The organism is Streptomyces nigrescens, from assembly GCF_027626975.1.
GTDB lineage: Bacteria > Actinomycetota > Actinomycetes > Streptomycetales > Streptomycetaceae > Streptomyces > Streptomyces nigrescens.
Map to the genome: position 1 here is coordinate 3,774,489 of NZ_CP114203.1, position 17,083 is coordinate 3,791,571.

The following is a 17,083-nucleotide window of genomic DNA, read 5'->3' on the forward strand; positions in this document are numbered from 1 at the left end:
CGCGCGGTCAGTACGGGACGCCACCGTGAACGGTCGCGGCACCACCCTCAACGCCGTTGCACAACCGCGCAGTTGAGCGCGAGGCAGGATGCGAGCGGGGGCGCACGGCGGGCAGCGGCCATTTCATTGAATTTGCCCCCGCAACGCATCCTCGAAGCCTGACGAACGCCCCGAACACTCCCCCTTTTTCACCTCAACCAGCCGTCACAGCAAGGAAGTTGCCGTTGCGACGGGCGACTTTTCGCCAGTCGCCGGACAGGCCGCCGTCTACGCTGGCCAACACACGACCGTGGCGTCGGGCCCCGGTCACCCTGGGACGGAGGAGCCGGACCATGACGGAGCACGCCCGGGTTCTGGAACAGCTGCCCGGACATCTGGCGTTGCGCCACCCTGCCCCCGCGGACCACCCACGGCTTCAGCAGGCCCTCGCCGGCTGGTGGGACGGCCTGGGCGGGGAAGCGGGCGCACTGCAACGCCAGTTGCTCGTCCCGCGCCTCTTCCTCCAGCACTTCGCCGACACCAGCTTCTGGGTCGAGCGGCCCGACCACACCCTGCATGCCTTCCTGATCGGCTTTCTGTCCCAGACGGACCCCAGGGTCGCGTACATCCACTTCGTGGGCGTGTGCCCGGAAGGCCGGCGGGAGGGTATCGGCAGCGCCCTCTACGACCGCTTCTTCACGACGGCCCGCGCGGCCGGCCGTACCCAGGTCCGCTGCATCACCAGCCCCAACAACCGCAACTCCATCGCGTACCACACCCGTATGGGCTTCCATCTGGAGCCGGGCGACCGGATCGACGACGACGGCGTCCCGCTGCAGGGCGACTACGACGGGCCGGGGCTCGACCGGGTGTCCTTCGTACGGAAGTTGTGACCGGAGTGGTGACCGGCTTCTCCTACTCCGCCTGCTCCCCCTCCCCCTCCCCCTCCCCTCCCGACGGGCCCGGCGACGACGCCGGCGGCAGTGCCCGGAGCAGTGCGTCCAGGGCGTTGGCGAAGGAGTGGTCGGGCGGGGTGCCGTAGGAGACCACCAGGGCGTCGCGAGAGGCCGGTGGGGCGGAGGGGTCGTGGAAGCGGCTCAGGCCGTCCAGGGCGAGGCCCTGCCAGCGGGCGGCCTGGATGATGGACTGTTCGGTGCCGGACGGGAGTTCCAGCACGGCGTGCAGACCGGCGGCGATACCCGAGACATGGACATGGGGCGCACGGTCGGCCAGGGCGGCCACCAGCTGATCGCGGCGTCGCCGGTAGCGCAGCCGCATTCCGCGCAGATGGCGGTCGTAGGCGCCCGAGGAAAGGAACTCGGCCAGGGTGAGCTGGTCCAGCGCCCCGGACTGCCATTCGCCGGTGCCCTTGAGCGCGAGCACCGGGTCCACCAGCCGGTCCGGCAGCACCATCCAGGACAGCCGGAGCGCGGGGGCGAGGCTCTTGCTCGCGGTGCCCAGGTAGACGACATGGTCGGCGTCCAGCCCCTGGAGGGCGCCGACCGGCTGGCGGTCGTAGCGGAACTCGCCGTCGTAGTCGTCCTCCAGGATGAAACCCCCGGTGGCCCGGGCCCAGTTGACGGCGGCGGCGCGGCGCTCGGGGTGCAGCGGTACGCCGGTGGGGAACTGGTGGGCGGGGGTGAGCAGGGCCGCCCGTACGTCGTCGAGCGTGGCCAGTTCCTCGGTGCGGGCACCGCGTTCATCGACGGGGAGCGGGACGGTGCCCAGGCCGGTGCGGGTGATGACGCTGCGGTGGAAGTCCAGGCCGTACGACTCGACGGCCAGCCGCCCGGTGCCCAGCGCCCGGCTGAGCAGCGCCAGCCCCTGCATGAAACCGGCGCAGATGACGATGCGGTCGGGGTCGGCGCGTACTCCGCGGGCGCGGGCGAGGTAGTCGGCGAGGACGGTGCGGAGTTCGGGGCGGCCCTCCGGGGTGTTGTAGCCGAAGGCCTCGCTGGGGGCGGTGGTCAGCGCGCGTCGGGCGGCGGCGAGCCAGGCGGTGCGGGGGAAGGCGGAGACATCGGGGGTGCCCGGGGTGAGGTCGAGACGCTGCCGGTCGGTGGGGCCGGCCGGGCCGTGGGCGCGCCGGGCGGCGGGCGCGGCGCGCGGCGGCGTCCTCCCCCGGACTCCCTCCGGGAGGTGCCCCCATGCGACGCGGGTGCCGGAGCCCTGACGGGCACTGAGCCAGCCCTCGGCGACCAGCTCGGCATAGGCGTCGGCGACCGTGTTACGGGCGATACCGAGGTCGGCGGCGAGCGAGCGGGAGGACGGGAGCCGGGTGCCGGGCGCCAGCCGGCCGGACCGTACGGCGTCCCGCAGGGCACGCAGCAGCGCGGCCCGCAGCCCGCCGGGGCCGGTGAGGTCCAGGTGCAGATCACGCCCAAAAGTGGCCCAGGAATTCTCCATGGAAATGGACCATACAGCTGCGCCATTACCGCCGTAGCGTCGTAGCCATGACGACCACACCGACAGCACGCACCACACCGACAGCAGGGACGACACCGGCCACGGCACACGGGCACGGCCCCCGGCTGCCTTGGGCAAAGCTCGCGCCGGAGGTCTACAAGGCCATGATCGCGCTGGATGCGGCGGCGAAGCAGGGTCTCGACCCGGCGCTGGTCGACCTGGTCAAGATCCGGGCGTCGCAGCTCAACCACTGCGCCTTCTGCATCGATATGCACATCAAGGACGCCCGCGAGACCGGCGAGACCGAGCAGCGCATCTACCTCCTCAACGCCTGGGAGGAGGCGGCCGGCCACTACACCGACAAGGAGCAGGCCGCCCTCGCCCTCACCGAGGCGATCACCCTCCTCACCGAAGGTTTCGTCCCGGACGCCGTGTACGACCGCGCCGCGGCCCACTTCGGCGACACCGAACTCGCCCACCTCGTTGCCCTGATCACCACCATCAACGCCTGGAACCGCTTCGGCGTCTCCACCCGCATGGCCCCGGGGCCGGCATGACGGCCGCCGCACTCCGCGCCCTGCACCAGGGCCCCGACCTGCCCCTGGTCCTCCCCGGCCCCTGGGACGCGGTGAGCGCCAAGGTCTTCGCCGACGCCGGCTTCCCGGCCCTGGCCACCCCCAGCGCGGGCGTCGCGGCCTCCCTCGGTTACGAGGACGGCCGGACCCCCGCCGACGAAATGTTCGCCGCCATCGCCCGCATCACCCACGCCGTCGACATCCCGGTCTCGGCGGACGTGGAAGCCGGATACGGCCTCCCTGCAAAGGAGTTGGTCGCCCGCCTCACGGACGCCGGCGCCGTGGGCTGCAACCTGGAGGACACCGACCACGCCACCGGCGCTCTGCGGGACGCCCGGGAACAGGCCGACTGGCTGGCCCAGGTACGAGCCGAGGCAGGCGACGCCCTGGTGATCAATGCCCGGATCGACACCTACCTGCACGGCGCCCAGGACCTGGAGGAGTCCGTCCGGCGCGGCCGCCTCTACGCAGAGGCCGGCGCCGACTGCGTCTACCCCATCCTCGCCCCACCGCCCCTACTGGCCGACCTGTCCACCGGCATCGGCCTCCCCGTCAACGCCGTGGTGACGCCCGACGGCCCCTCCCCCCGCGAACTCGGCGCCCTGGGCGCGGCCCGGGTCACCTTCGGCCCGGGACTGCAGCACCGGGCGATGGCGGCTGTGGCGGAGATGGCGGAGCGGCTGCGGGAGGAGCTGGGGGCGGGGAGCGGGGGCTGAGGCCCGAAGCCGCTACCGCTCGTCCGTCCCCGCCACCTTCCCCGTGCTGAGGGCGAGCCGGTTCCAGGTGTTGATGGTGAAGATCAGGGCCAGCAGGCGGGCCAGTTCGGGCTCGTCGAAATGGGCGGCGGCCCGCTGGTAGACCGCGTCGGGTACGCCGCCCTGGGCCACCAGGGTCACGGCCTCGGTGAGGGCGAGGGCCGCCTGTTCCTTCGGGGTGAAGAAGTGCGGCGCCTCCTGCCAGACGGCGACCATGTGCAGGCGCTCCTCGCTCTCGCCGGCCTTGCGGGCGTCGGTGGTGTGCATGTGCAGGCAGTACGCGCACTTGTTGAGCTGGGAGGAACGGATCTGGACCAGTTCCACGAGGGCCGGGTCGAGGCCCTCACGGGCGGCGGCGTCAAAACCGATCAGGGCCTTGAAGGCCTTCGGAGCGGCCTTGGCGAAGTTCACCCGGGGGCTGCGGCCCACCGCTCCGTTCACCTCGTTCGCCTCGTTGGCCTGGTTGGACTCGTTGGCCTGGTCGCCCTCGTCGGGCTGTGCCTTGCTGAGCTGCGCTTCGTTCGTCATGTCTTGAATCTAGAAGGACAGGCGACCGGCTGTAGGGTGCATTTCCATGCCGAAATCATGGGTCAATCCTGCCGAGAGTCTGGGCGCCGATCTGCATCTGGAGCTGACCGGCCCCGGCAGCCGCCGCGCCGTCCTCATCCGGGCGCTGCGGGACGCGGTACGGTCCGGACGCCTCGCCCCCGGTACGCGTCTGCCGCCCTACCGCTCGCTCGCCGCCGACCTCGGCATCGCCCGTAACACCGTCGCCGACGCCTACGCCGAGCTGGTCGCCGAGGGCTGGCTCAGCGCGCGCCAGGGCTCGGGCACCCGTGTCGCCCACCGCGCGAAGCCGCTGACACCCACCCGGGCCCCGGCCCACCGCGCCCCGGAGAGCCGCCCCACGCACAACCTCCTCCAGGGGCAGCCGGACGCCGCGTCCTTTCCACGCACCGCCTGGCTCGCCGCCGCCCGCCGTGCGCTGACCGCCGCCCCGCACGACGCGTTCGGCCCCGGCGACCCCCGGGGCCGCCCCGAACTGCGCCGCGCCCTCGCCGACTACCTGGCACGCACCCGCGGCGTACGCACCGACCCCGAACGCCTCGTGATCTGCTCCGGCTTCGCCCACGCGCTGCGGCTGCTGCTACCCGCCGTGCTCCCCGGCCCCCTCGCCGTCGAGTCCTACGGCCTTCCGTTCCACCGTCATCTGCTGGCCACGGCCGGTGTCCGCACCCATCCGCTAGGCATTGATGAACAGGGCGTGGAGAGCGAGGAGTTGGGATCGACCGCAGGGGTAGGGGCGGCACTGCTCACCCCCGCCCATCAGTTTCCGCTCGGAGTGCCGCTGCACCCCGACCGTCGTGCGGCGGTCATCAACTGGGCGCGGGAGAACGGGGCTTACGTTCTCGAAGACGACTACGACGGCGAATTCCGTTACGACCGCAAGCCCGTCGGCGCCCTCCAGGGCCTGGATCCGGAGCGCGTCCTCCATATCGGCTCGGTCAGCAAAAGCCTCTCCCCCGCACTGCGTCTGGGGTGGATGGTGCTTCCCGACCGCCTCGTCGACGCCGTACTGGAGGCCAAGGGCGAGCGGGAGGCCTGGGCGGGTGTCACCGATCAGCTCACCCTCGCCGAGTTCCTCGCCCACGGCGCGTACGACCGGCACATCCGCCGGATGCGCCAGCGCTACCGCCGACGCCGCGACCAGCTGATCGACGCGGTGGCCACCCATGCTCCGCACCTCACCGTCACCGGTATCGCCGCCGGTCTGCATGCCGTTCTCCAACTCCCCGACGGATCCGGCGAGTCGGATGAACGCGCGGCCCTGCGTGCGGCGCGCTGGCAGGGCCTGGCGCTCGACGGCCTGTCCGGCTACCGCCACCCGGAGGCCACCATGGCGCCCCGCCATGGCCTGGTCGTCGGCTATGCGACGCCCAGCGACAGCGCCTTCCCCGGCGCCTTGGAGGCGTTGTGCCGGGCGCTGCCGCCCATGGGGTAGCGGGGGGGGTACCCCCACCCCTGAGCGGTGGCTCGCCGGATGGGCAAGGGCATGCGCGCGCAGCGATCGTGTTGTCACAGATTCTCGACTCACATTCTCAGCGCACATTCTCGGCGCACATTCTTGGCGCACATTCTCGGCTCATCGAGGGATCACGAAGGGGGAACCGTGAAACGTTCTGTGGAGCATGCTGCCGCGCGCCGCACACTGCTGGCCGGCGCGGCGGCAGCCGGTGCGGGCATGGTGTGGGGCACCGCGGGGAGGGCCGTGGCCGACGGGCGGGGGCGGCCGGTGGGGCAAGGCACGGCGGAGCAAGGCTCGGTGGGGCAGGGCGCAGTGGAGCAAGGCGCGGTGGACGCCGAGGTGGCGCGTATCCACCGGGAGCTGATCGTGCTGCGGCGGGACCTCCACCGGCATCCGGAGATGCCCGGCCAGGAGCAGCGCACCGCCGGTGTGGTGGCCCGCGAACTGCGCGCGGCCGGGCTGACCGTCGCCACCGGGGTGGGCGGCGGCCACGGCGTCATCGGCATCCTGCACGGCGCACGCCGCGGCCGGACCGTGGCGTACCGGGCGGACATGGACGCGGTGCCGCCGAAGGACATCGTGGGAGGCGGCCCGGCGGCGGCCCACGTCTGCGGGCACGACATCCACACCACGGTCGCCCTCGGCGTCGCACGGGTCCTGGCGCGACTGCGGCGGCAACTGAGCGGAACGGTGGTGTTCCTCTTCCAGCCGGCCGAGGAGACCCTGTCCGGGGCCCGCGCACTGATCGACGCGGGCGTGCTGGAGCGCACCGGCGTCGCGGAGATCCATGCGCTGCACTGCGGACCGTTCCCCGTCGGCACGTTCGCGGTGACCCCGGGCTACGGGCTGCCGGGCCAGGACAAGGCCGAGGTGACTCTCTCCGGGCCAGGCGCGCCCGATGCCGCGCGGCGGCTGGCCGCCGAGATCGGCGCACTCGCCACGGTGGCACCGCCGCAGACGCCTGCCGACATCGAGCGGCTGCTGGCCGACGCCCTGACACCCGACGGGCCCCTTGCCCGCTTCGTGGCGGTCCGGGCCAGGGCTCAGGAGGCCGGGGTGAGTGTGGCCTATCGCTGCTGGCCACAGGAGCGGTACGGGGAGGTACGCGCGGACATCCGCCGACTGGCCATGTCCTGGGCGGGGGCCGGGGTGCGCTTCCCCGCCGAGCCGTTCCCGGCCATGGTCTGCCCGGAACGCGATGCCCGCATGCTCGCCCACCACCTGCGCCGCGCGATGGGCCGGGGCGCGGTGACCGAACTCCACGCCGCGTTCCCGCCCTTCAGCGGCGAGGACTTCGCCCTCTACTTGGACCGCGTCCCCGGCACGTTCACCTTCCTGGGTGTCCGCGCCCCCCATGCACCCATCACTGCCGGATACCCGCACTACCCCGACTTCGCGCCGGACGAGCGGGCGGTCGGCGTCGGCGTACGGGCGATGGCGGGCTGGATCGCGGAGCGGGCGCACAGGGCGCGGGGCCTCCCCGGCGGGTCCGGCGGGTCCGGCCGGGGAGGCCCCACGACTCCTACTGGTTGGCGAACTTCTGGCTGATGTTGGCGAAGACCCGCTGGGCCTCCGGGCCCAGGTGCGGGCCGGCCAGCCAGGTGTGGGTGTTGGAGCTGATCGAGGTGTTGGACACCAGGGTCAGCTTGCCGCCGCGGTTGACGAACCATCCGCCGCCGGAGGTGCCGCCGGTCATGGTGCAGCCGATGCGGTTCATGGCGGGTGTGCCCTGCTGCATGACGAGGCGGCCGGGGCGGGCCGGGCAGTTCATCATGCGTGCGCCGTCGTAGGGCGGCCCCGCCGGGTAGCCGAAGGCGTCCAGCGAGCTGAGCTGGTTCGCGGCGGGGGCGTTGAACCAGACGCGGGCGGCGTTGCCCACGGTCTCCTGGAGGGACTTGCCGCTGCCGTTCTCCGGCTTGACGTGCAGCACGGCGAAGTCGTAGGCGGAGCCGCCGTTGCCGGTCGCCTCGCTGCCCATGTTGATCCACTCACCGGACGTGGTGATCCAGTCGGCCCAGAACCGGCCGTACGGGGTGATCTGCTGCGAGGGCGTGCTGTTGACCTGGTTCATCGGCACGCCGTTGTCGTTGTAGGACGGCACGAAGACGATGTTGCGCATCCAGCCGCCCTTCTTGCCGGAGTGCACACAGTGGCCCGCGGTCCACACCAGGTTGGACTTGCCGGGGTGCGCCGGGTCCTCGACGATCGTGCCGGAGCAGACCATCGGGCCCTTCGGGCTGTCGAAGAAGATCTTCCCCACCGGGGCCATGTGCTGGTGGTACGGCCGGGCGACCTGCTCGGCGGTGACCGGCTGCGGTTCGGGGTCCGTGCCGTTGAACTCGCCTTCCGTGCCGGTGGCCTTCACGCCGATCTCCGGCGAGCTCTTCGCCTTGGCCAGCCGGTCCGACTTCCAGTGGTCCTTGATGATCGGATTGGCGAAATCCGAGGCGTCACGGGCCCACTTGTCCCAGTTCTGCCAGCCGCCGTCCTTCCACTTCTTCAGGTCGTCCAGGCTGGTCGGCATGTCCTTGGGGAGCTCGATGCCCCCGTCCGCCTGGTCCTTCTGATCGGCGGCCGAACTGCCCGCGGCCTTGTCGTCACCGGGGCCGCAGGCGGTGGCGGTGCCCGCGAGCAGTGCGACGAGTGCCGCGGCCGCGGCGGTGGAACGGCGGATGGATGGCATGGAGCGGGAGTCCCCCTGGTACGGGGCGGCGCCGAGCGCACAGCGCGCCGTTGCCGCCGTTAATTGTCATGTCCCTCATCGGGCTGCGCCCTACTATGCCGTCACGCCACGACCGGCGGGCAACCAGGGGCCAGGCCGCCCGGGGCACGGGAGGACGGGACGTACCGCAATGTCACCTTCGCCGGTCCTGCTCCGCACGGAGCGCCTCGCGCTGCGCCGATTCACCGTGGACGACGCGGAGTTGGTGGTCGGGCCGCGCTCGGGGTCTGGGCGGCGGAAGTGGCGGCCACCGGGGAGTTCCTCGACTGGTTCGAGCTCCGGCCGACCCGCCCGGGGCAAACCGACGAGGCCGAGCTCGGCCACCGGCCTGTGACGAGTGGGCGGCCGGAGCCGCGAGCCGATGACTCCGCATGCCCATTGCCCCACTGGCTCATTGGCTCATTGGCTCACTGGCTCACTGGCTCATCGACCCACTGGCTCATCGGCTCACTGACTCATCGGCTCCCGCCGGCTCATCGGCTCATTGCGCGCTGCGGATCGTGTCGAGCTTCTTCGCGAGGGCCTTCGTCTCCGCGATCAGCCGGTCGTGCGCGTGCTGCTGCGCCTTGTCGCCCTGGTCCTTGAACGACCCGCGGAAATGCGGCTTGAGCTGGGTCCACCAGCCGTAGTCCAGCATCGCCCATGCCTGCGGGCACAACGGGGCGCGGGACTTCGGCAGATAACCCGCGCCCACCAGGGGTCCCTCGTACCTCTTCGGGTCACTCCCCTCCAGGTGGCAGAGGAAGGTGAAGACGCGCTGCTGAGTGACGGGGTGATCGCTCGCGAACCCTTCCAGCGTCAGTTCGCCCTCCTCGCGGGCGAGCTCGTCGAAGAGGATTGCGGCTGCCAGCGAGGGCTCCGGCCCGACCTCATTGACGGTGTAGAACGACGCGAACCCGTCGGCGGCGTCCTCCTCCAGGCCGAGGTTCGCCAGCAGAAGCTGCCGCTGCAGCGCATGGCCCATCTCGTGGCCGAAGATGAACTGGGCCGACAGCGCGGTCAGGTCGTCGGCGTTGTACTTGGCCGCGGGGAACAGGGCTGGACGCTTGACGGTCTTGACCACATGGCCGTTGACCTCTTCGATCCGGGTCAGGAACGACGGGGGAACGAAGACCGTCCTGCCGTCGGGCTGGGTGACCGCGTCCGTCACCCCGGGCGGGACCTTGGCGGTGACCCTCACGACCAGGTCATGCGGGAGAGCGACCGACGCGTTCACCCAGTCGGCGACCTGCTCCAGCACACGGGACTTGCGGATCACCGCCACCGCCTGCCGGTCCTTCGGCTTGATCGTCTTGTCCGGGTAGACGACCGTGACCTCGCCCGTGGCGTCCGCCCTGCTCGCGTCCGCCTTGCTCACGCCCGCCTCGCCCGCCGCGCCCGTCTTGCCCCCGTCCGCCTTGCCCGCGTCCGCCTCATCGCCGCCGCACGAGGCGACACCGAAGCCGGCGACCAGCAACGCCCCCGCGAAAGCAGCCCGCCACACGGCTGAGGATCCACCACTGCGCAGCACCCTGGTCAGCTCTTCCCTTGGTCAAGGCGTCGGGGCGGCCGGTGGTGCTTGCGCAGCGTCCGGTGCCGCGTTCCCGATGCCGGTGACAGCACCCGAACCTGACACGCGGATTATGAGCGAGAAACTCCGTGTCCTCAATGACCCTTTTGTAAGGCTTGTCGCCCCGTGAGTGCGGGACGCACCCCCGTCGCGTCCCGCACTCCCGTTGCGCCCCCCCGTACCCCCGCCTGTGGAAGCGGCCCGGCCCGCGCCGCAGGCCGGGCCGCTCCCTGGAGGCGCTCAGGCGCGCGGGTTCGGCCTGCCGGCCTCGCACACGCCCCGGTCCACGCTGCTGCCGCGGTACTTACGCACCCCGATCTCCAGGTACTGGATCCCGTCCCGGTCGTAGATCGACGGAGTGGTCCAGCGGCTCTCGCCGTTGCGGACATGCCTCCAGGGGGTCGCGCTCGTGTGGCCCTTCTTGTCGGTCCACACGATCCGGACGGCCGGGTGCCGTCCGTCGGCCTTGGTGTCCTTGCCCCGGAGGGTGATCGAGCGGATCTCGTTCCTGTTCTTCCAGTTCCATGCGGCGCTGCCCTTGCCGCCGTTCCCCGAGCAGGACAGCTTCACCGACGCCGCGGCTGCCGCCGGAGCCGTGGTGGTGGCCGTCGCCGGAACGGCGGTTGCCGGCACCGTGACGGCCGCGGCCGCCAGAGCGGCGGCGGCGAGCTTCATCCCCCGTGTGCGCACAGGAATCTCCTTCGTTGGTCACCTCGTGGCCCGGCCGGGGCCGGAGCCCACCCCGTGTGGGTGACTTCCAGAGATACCGCTTCTGTGCTCGCCGGCATAGAAGATTCGATGAGCCTCGAAAGAGGAATCTCGAAAGTCGGCCTACCGGCGGGCCGGTTGCGGGCCGCGGTGTGCCACAGCGGGCCGGCTCGTCCCGTAGCGGAACTCCTGGAGCTGTTCCGCCGTGGGATACCACTGGTGGCGGCAACGGCAGCACCACCAGCGCCAGTTGTCCCAGTCGGTGTTGGTGTGCGCGGTGTCCTTCCACAGCCAGTCGTCGCAGTCGGGCGTGGGGCACTTCGGCGGCAGCGGCATGACGGCCTTTCGTCGGTGACGGCTGCCCAGCCTTCTGTGCCGGCCGTCGCGCCGTGCGGCGGTTCGCCGCCCGCCACCCGAACGGGTGCGGCCCCGGAACGCGCTCGCGGGCAGTCGCACACCGGGTGTGCGACTGCCCGCGAGATTGCGCGCTTGCGTGCGGCGGCTACTTCTTAGGAAGCCACTTCTTCCAGACCTCCGGGTGCTTCTCCACCCAGCGCTTCGCCGCCTCGTCGGCGGACAGGCCGCCCGAGGCGATCGATTCGGAGACCTCGTTCTGGTCGTCCTTGGTCCACTTGAAGTTCTTCAGGAACGCCGAGGCGCTGCCGCCCTTCTTGGCGAACTCCGTGTTGAAGAACTTCTGGAGCGGCGTGGTCGGATAGGCGCAGTCGATGGACTCGGGGTCCTTCGTGCCCTTCTCCGCGCAGGCGTCGGTGTACTTGGGGAGCTTGACCTCCACCATCGGCACCTGGTTGAAGAGCCACTGCGGCTCGTACCAGTACGTCAGGAAGGGCTTCTTCTCCTTGGCGAACTGCTGGATCTGGGTGATCTGCGCCGCCTCGGAGCCCGCGAAGACGACCTCGTAGTTGAGCTTGAGGTTCTTCACCAGCGCCTTGTCATTGGTGACATAGGACGGCGAACCGTCCATCAGCTGGCCCTTGTTGCCGCTCTCCGAGGTCTTGAGCTGGTCGGCGAACTTGTTGAGGTTCTTCCAGCTCTTGACCTCGGGGTGCTTGTCGGCCCAGTACTTGGGCACGTACCAGCCGATGTGGCCGGTGACGCCGTTGCCGCCGCCCGCCGTGATCGTCTTCTTGTCCTTGACGTAGCGCTGTTCCTGCTCGGGGTGGCCCCAGTCCTCCAGGATCGCGTCGACCCGGCCCTGGCTGAGGGCGTCCCAGGCGGGGATCTCGTCCACCTGGACGGTGTCGACGTGGTAGCCGAGCTTCTTCTCCAGAAGGTACTTGGCGACCGCGACATTGGACTGGGCGCCGACCCAGGTCTGCGTCGACAGGGTGACCGACTTGGAGCCCTTGGCCGCCGCGAACGGCGAGGACTGCTTGGTCATGTCGGCCTTGCCGCAGGCGGACAGGGAGAGGGAGAGGACCGCCGTGCCGGCCAGCGCGGCCGTCCCGATGATCATGCTTCGCTTACGGGACATGGTCAGGCTCCCTTCCCCGCCGTACGGCGTTCCGTGGGCTGGGTGACCCGGTCGAGCATCAGGCCCAGGCACACGATGGCCACACCCGCGACCAGGCCGAGGGCCAGGTCTCCGGTGGCGAGGCCGGTGACGACGTCGTAGCCGAGGGCACCGCCGCCGACCAGACCGCCGATGATGACGACGGCGAGGACCATGACCACGCCCTGGTTGACGGCCAGCAGCAGCGAGGGCCGGGCCAGCGGGAGCTGGACCTGGCGCAGCATCTGCCAGCGGGTGGCGCCCAGCGAGCGGGCGGACTCCATGGCGGCGGGGTCCACCTGGCGCAGGCCCTGGGTGGTGATGCGGATGACGGCCGGGAGGGCGTAGACCACGGCAGCGGCGGCGGCCGGGGCGCGGCCCACGGCGAAGAGCGCGACGACCGGGATCAGGTACACGAACTGCGGCATGGTCTGCATGACGTCCAGGACCGGGCGCAGGATCGCTTCGAAGCGCTTGCTGCCCGCCGCCAGGATGCCGATGCCGAAGCCCACCACCAAGGTCACCGCCAGGGCGGCGATCACCTGGGAGAGGGTGTTCATCGACGGCTTCCAGACACCCAGGACACCGATGGCGGCCATCGCGAGGACGGCGGTCAGGGCGGTGCGCCAGGTGCCGATGAGCCAGGCCAGCGCGGCGACGATGAGCAGCGTGCCGTACCAGGGCAGCGCGGTCAGGCCGTCGCGCAGCGGGTTGAGGACCCAGTCGGTGAAGTGGGCGGCCCAGTCGGCGGTGCCGCCGATGACCGGGATACCGGAGTAGAGGTGGTCGACCATCCACTCCTTGAAGTCGTTGACGGGCCGGGCGACATCGACCGCCCAGGCACCCGGCCAGACCAGCGAGCCGCTCAGCCGCCCGGCCAGGGCCAGGGCGGCGGTGACCACGGCGATGCCGGTCCAGGCCTGCCAGCCGCGCAGCCACTTCGGGCCGGTGGCGGCGGTGTCGGCACCGAGCCGTTCACCGGCCGCCGCGGTGGTGCGGTCCATGACGATGGCCAGCAGCACGATCGGAATGGCGGCGGCGAGCGCGGCGCCGACGTCGACCGAGGCGAGCGCCTGGTAGACGCGGTCACCGAGACCGGCGGCGCCGATCATCGAGGCGATCACGACCATGCCGAGCGCCATCATGATCGTCTGGTTGACGCCGAGGAGGAGTTCCTTGCGGGCCAGCGGCAGGCGGGCGGTCAGCAGCCGCTGCCGGCCGGTCGCGCCGAGCGAGGAGACGGCCTCCAGGACGCCCGGGTCGGCGCCGCGCAGACCGAGCGCGGTGAGCCGCGCCATCGGCGGAGCCGCGTAGATCACGGTGGCCAGGAGGGCGGCCGGTACGCCGATGCCGAAGACCAGCACGACGGGCAGGAGGTAGGCGAAGGCAGGCAGGACCTGCATGGTGTCCAGGACCGGGCGAAGGATCTTGAACAGGCGGTCGGAGAGGCCGGCCGCCAGGCCCAGCAGGGCGCCGACCACGACCGAGACGGCGACCGCCACGACCATCAGCGCGAACGTCTGCATGGTGGGGACCCACATGCCGAGCAGGCCGCTGACCAGGAAGGAGATCAGGGCGGTGGCGGCGATGCGGACGCCGGCGACGCGCCAGGCGATCAGCGTCACACCGGCCGTCACACCCGTCCAGCCGAGCGCGAGCAGCAGCAGGTAGACGCCGCGTACGGAGATCACCACGGCGTTGCTGAGGTGACCGAGGAAGTAGACGAACAGCGGGTGGCTGTCGCGGTTGTCGATGATCCAGTCGCTGGTCTTGCCGAGCGGGCCGGAGACATCGATGGTCAGCGACGACGGCCAGGCGGCCCCGAACTTGGCGTGCAGCAGCGGGACGATGACCGCCGCGGCGACGGCGAGCAGCAGGAGCTTGCCGAGGCCGGGGCGGCGCAGCAGCTGCTGCACGGGGGCGGGCTTGACGGTGTCGAGGTACCTCTGGGAAATGGGGGGCGTGCCGAAGAAACTCATGCGCGGCCCCGCTTCACGGTGCCCGTGGGCACGTTCAGCGCGGCGCAGCGCTGGGCCTCACGCCAGTGGCGCAGCCAGGAGGCGCGCAGCCGGGTCCGGGGCGTGGCGGCGGGAGCTCTGGAGCCGACGGCGCGGAGGGCGCCGTCGCGGGTGGTCGCGGTGTACATCAGGCGGCCACCTCGTCGTGCTGCGGGCTGTCGAGCCGGGCGACCACGTTCAGCAGACAGGCGTGGTCGACGATGCCCAGGCAGCGCTTGCCGTCGACGACACGGGCCGCACCGCCGGAGCGGACGACCGCCTCGATGGCGTCGGAGATCAGGGTGTCGGGGCTCAGCGCGGGGCCCTGGTCGGCCTCGCCGTCCTCGGCCGGGCGCATCGCGCGGCGCACGGTCAGCACCTGCTCGCGGGGGACGTCCCGGACGAAGTCGCGGACGTAGTCGTCGGCCGGGGAGCCGACGATCTCCTCGGGGGTGCCGAGCTGGACGATCTTCCCGTCGCGCATCAGGGCGATCCGGTCACCCAGGCGCAGCGCCTCGCTGAGGTCGTGGGTGATGAAGACCATCGTCCGGCCCTCCTCGCGGTGCAGGCGGACGACCTCTTCCTGCATATCGCGCCGGATGAGCGGGTCGAGCGCGCTGAACGGCTCGTCGAAGAGCAGGACTTCGGGGTCCACGGCGAGCGCACGGGCCAGGCCGACGCGCTGCTGCTGGCCGCCGGAGAGCTGCCCGGGGCGGCGCTTCTCCATCCCGGCCAGGCCGACCTTGTCGACCATCTCGTTGGCCTTCTCGCGGCGCTCCGTCTTGCTCACGCCCTGGATCTCCAGGCCGTAGGCGACGTTGTCGACGACGGTGCGGTGCGGCAGCAGACCGAAGTGCTGGAAGACCATGGCGGCGCGGCGGCGGCGCAGTTCGCGCAGCGTGGCGCGGTCCATGGCGCGGACGTCCTCGCCGTCCATCTCCAGCGCGCCGCTGGTCGGCTCGATCAGCCGGGTCAGGCACCGGACGAGAGTGGACTTGCCGGAGCCCGACAGGCCCATGACGACGAAGACCTCGCCCTTGTGGACGTCGAAGGAGACATCGCGGACGGCGGCCACACAGCCGGTCTGCTCACGCAGTTCCTGGGCGCTCAGCTCCGTGACGGAGGAGTCCTCGGGGATGCGCTCGGCTTTGGGGCCGAAGACCTTCCAGAGGTTGCGTACGGAGAACACGACCTCACGGCCGTCGGACGCCTCGGTGGCGGAGGTGTCCTCGGGCGTACGGGCGTTGGGTATCTCGGATGCGCCGGCGGAGGTGGTAGCCATCACGCATCACCTCCTTGGGTCGGAGCCTTATGGAGCAGTTCAGCGCACTTCTCCCCCACCATGAGCACGCCCAGCATCGGGTTGACCGCGGGCATCGTCGGGAAGACGGAGGCATCGGCGATACGGATGCCGGACAGTCCGCGGATCTTCAACTCGGGGTCGACGACGGCGAGTTGGTCGTCAGCGGCGCCCATCTTGCAGGTGCCCGCCGGGTGGTAGACGGTGTGGGCCGCCTTGCGCACCAGCTCGCTGATCTCCGCGTCGTCGGTGACCTCGGGGCCGGGGAAGACCTCCCGCTTGAGCCACTTGGCGAACGGCTCGGCCTGGGCGACCTTGCGGGCCAGCTTGATGCCGTCGACGAGGGTCTTGCCGTCGTAGTCGTCCTCGTCCTCGAAGTAGCGGAAGTCGAGGGCGGGCTTGACCTCGGGGTCCGCGGAGGTGAGGTAGAGGCGGCCGCGGGAGCGGGACTTGGGGATGTTCGGGGTCATCGACACGCCGTGCTCGGGGCGCTCGTAGCCCAGCCGCTCGGGGTTGTCGGTGAACGGGATTTGGTAGAAGTGGAACATCAGGTCGGGGCCCTTGTGCTCCGGGTCCCGCTTGACGAAGAGGCCCGCGTCGGAGTCCATCGCGGAGTTGCCCGGGATCGGCCCTTCGGTCTCCCAGACGATCACCGACTCGGGGTGGTCGATCAGGTTCTCGCCGACGCCCGGCAGGTCGAGCACACAGGGCAGACCGAGCGCTTCCAGGTCCTTCTTCGGCCCGATGCCGGAGTGCATCAGCAGCCGCGGGGTGTCGACGGCCCCGGCGCAGACCAGCACCTCGCGGGCGGCCTCGACGTAGACCTCCTCGCCGTCCTTCGTCCGGACGTGGACGCCCTTGGCGGTCGTGCCGTCCAGCTCCAGCTTGGTGGCCCAGGTCTCCAGCATCAGGTGGAGGTTGGGGCGGTCACCGGCCTCCATGTGCGGGTGGAGGTAGGCGACGGAAGCGGAGGAGCGCTTGTTGTTCTCCGGGTGATAGGAGAGGTCGAAGAAGCCGACGCCCTCGTCGAAGGGCTTGTCGTTGAAGCCGACGACCTCGGGCACGCCGAGGGCGGTCTTGGTGGCCTCGATCCAGTCCGTCGCGATCTGGTTCTGGTCCTTCTTCGCCACCCGCACGATGTTGTTGCGCAGCTTGCCGAAGTACGGGTCCATCTCCTTGGCGCCCCAGCCGGCCGCGCCCGCGGCCTCCCACTCGTCCCAGTCGGACGGCAGCGGCTTGAAGGAGATCAGGGTGTTGTGGGAGGAGCACCCGCCGAGCACCTTGGCGCGGCTGTGCAGGATGTGCGAGTTGCCGCGCGGCTGCTCGGTGGTCGTGTACTCGTAGTCGAGGTCGCCGCCGAGCAGGCCGAGCCACTTGCGCAGTGTCAGGACGTCCTCGCGGTCGATGTCGGAGGGGCCGCCCTCGATGACGGCGACCGTGACGTCCGGGTCCTCGGTGAGACGGGAGGCGATGACGGAACCGGCGGTGCCGCCGCCGACTACGACATAGTCATACACAGGCATTGGGGGTGCTCCTTCTTACAACGTGCGTGG

Annotated in this window: 16 protein-coding genes; 5 read left to right on the forward strand and 11 right to left on the reverse strand. The window is 71.0% G+C overall.

Annotated features, from left to right (window positions below; genetic code table 11):
- Window positions 1-332: 332 nt before the first annotated feature.
- On the forward strand, window positions 333-872 hold the full coding sequence (locus STRNI_RS16830) for a GNAT family N-acetyltransferase (protein WP_277411512.1): 540 nt from the start codon (window positions 333-335) through the stop codon (window positions 870-872).
- A 22-nt stretch (window positions 873-894) separates the two neighbouring features.
- Here STRNI_RS16830 and pdxR (STRNI_RS16835) read toward each other — a convergent pair whose 3' ends face one another.
- Window positions 895-2,385 (reverse strand): MocR-like pyridoxine biosynthesis transcription factor PdxR, encoded by a 1,491-nt coding sequence (gene pdxR, locus STRNI_RS16835; RefSeq protein WP_277411513.1) that lies wholly within the window; start codon window positions 2,383-2,385, stop codon window positions 895-897.
- A 47-nt stretch (window positions 2,386-2,432) separates the two neighbouring features.
- Between pdxR (STRNI_RS16835) and STRNI_RS16840 the strand changes: the two genes are divergently transcribed.
- Window positions 2,433-2,942 (forward strand): carboxymuconolactone decarboxylase family protein, encoded by a 510-nt coding sequence (locus STRNI_RS16840; RefSeq protein ID WP_174876345.1) that lies wholly within the window; start codon window positions 2,433-2,435, stop codon window positions 2,940-2,942.
- Window positions 2,939-3,676 (forward strand): isocitrate lyase/PEP mutase family protein, encoded by a 738-nt coding sequence (locus STRNI_RS16845; protein ID WP_277411514.1) that lies wholly within the window; start codon window positions 2,939-2,941, stop codon window positions 3,674-3,676. The genes STRNI_RS16840 and STRNI_RS16845 overlap by 4 nt, the downstream gene beginning before the upstream one ends.
- 12 nt (window positions 3,677-3,688) lie before the next feature.
- On the opposite strand, the gene STRNI_RS16850 is transcribed toward STRNI_RS16845, so the two are convergent.
- On the reverse strand, window positions 3,689-4,243 hold the full coding sequence (locus tag STRNI_RS16850; RefSeq protein ID WP_277411515.1) for a carboxymuconolactone decarboxylase family protein: 555 nt from the start codon (window positions 4,241-4,243) through the stop codon (window positions 3,689-3,691).
- A 46-nt stretch (window positions 4,244-4,289) separates the two neighbouring features.
- Between STRNI_RS16850 and pdxR (STRNI_RS16855) the strand changes: the two genes are divergently transcribed.
- Window positions 4,290-5,717 (forward strand): MocR-like pyridoxine biosynthesis transcription factor PdxR, encoded by a 1,428-nt coding sequence (pdxR, locus tag STRNI_RS16855; protein ID WP_277411516.1) that lies wholly within the window; start codon window positions 4,290-4,292, stop codon window positions 5,715-5,717.
- A 240-nt stretch (window positions 5,718-5,957) separates the two neighbouring features.
- Window positions 5,958-7,289: a M20 metallopeptidase family protein gene (locus STRNI_RS16860; protein WP_381845363.1), complete on the forward strand. Its 1,332-nt coding sequence runs from the start codon at window positions 5,958-5,960 to the stop codon at window positions 7,287-7,289.
- Here the strand turns inward: STRNI_RS16860 and STRNI_RS16865 are convergent.
- The 9 genes from STRNI_RS16865 to STRNI_RS16905 all read right to left on the reverse strand — a co-directional run bounded on the left by STRNI_RS16865 (window position 7,264) and on the right by STRNI_RS16905 (window position 17,053).
- The gene (locus STRNI_RS16865; protein WP_018089524.1) at window positions 7,264-8,424 is read right to left on the reverse strand and encodes a trypsin-like serine peptidase; all 1,161 of its coding nucleotides are present in this window, start codon (window positions 8,422-8,424) and stop codon (window positions 7,264-7,266) included. The genes STRNI_RS16860 and STRNI_RS16865 overlap by 26 nt on opposite strands.
- Before the next feature lie 520 nt (window positions 8,425-8,944).
- On the reverse strand, window positions 8,945-9,946 hold the full coding sequence (locus tag STRNI_RS16870) for a DUF4344 domain-containing metallopeptidase (RefSeq protein ID WP_277411517.1): 1,002 nt from the start codon (window positions 9,944-9,946) through the stop codon (window positions 8,945-8,947).
- 306 nt (window positions 9,947-10,252) lie between these two features.
- Window positions 10,253-10,702, reverse strand: a complete 450-nt coding sequence (locus STRNI_RS16875; RefSeq protein ID WP_277411518.1) for a hypothetical protein — start codon at window positions 10,700-10,702, stop codon at window positions 10,253-10,255.
- 141 nt (window positions 10,703-10,843) lie between these two features.
- A complete protein-coding gene (locus STRNI_RS16880) occupies window positions 10,844-11,056 on the reverse strand; it encodes a hypothetical protein (RefSeq protein WP_093637146.1) in 213 nt (70 codons plus the stop codon).
- A 166-nt stretch (window positions 11,057-11,222) separates the two neighbouring features.
- Window positions 11,223-12,215 (reverse strand): ABC transporter substrate-binding protein, encoded by a 993-nt coding sequence (locus STRNI_RS16885; protein WP_093637143.1) that lies wholly within the window; start codon window positions 12,213-12,215, stop codon window positions 11,223-11,225.
- Between the two features lie 2 nt (window positions 12,216-12,217).
- Window positions 12,218-14,212, reverse strand: a complete 1,995-nt coding sequence (locus STRNI_RS16890; RefSeq protein ID WP_109892159.1) for an ABC transporter permease — start codon at window positions 14,210-14,212, stop codon at window positions 12,218-12,220.
- On the reverse strand, window positions 14,209-14,379 hold the full coding sequence (locus tag STRNI_RS16895) for a hypothetical protein (protein WP_018089530.1): 171 nt from the start codon (window positions 14,377-14,379) through the stop codon (window positions 14,209-14,211). The genes STRNI_RS16890 and STRNI_RS16895 overlap by 4 nt, the downstream gene beginning before the upstream one ends.
- A complete protein-coding gene (locus STRNI_RS16900) occupies window positions 14,379-15,512 on the reverse strand; it encodes a quaternary amine ABC transporter ATP-binding protein (RefSeq protein WP_109892157.1) in 1,134 nt (377 codons plus the stop codon). Before STRNI_RS16900 ends, STRNI_RS16895 begins: the two co-directional genes overlap by 1 nt.
- A complete protein-coding gene (locus STRNI_RS16905) occupies window positions 15,512-17,053 on the reverse strand; it encodes a GMC family oxidoreductase (protein WP_093637134.1) in 1,542 nt (513 codons plus the stop codon). Before STRNI_RS16905 ends, STRNI_RS16900 begins: the two co-directional genes overlap by 1 nt.
- Between the last annotated feature and the right edge of the window lie 30 nt (window positions 17,054-17,083).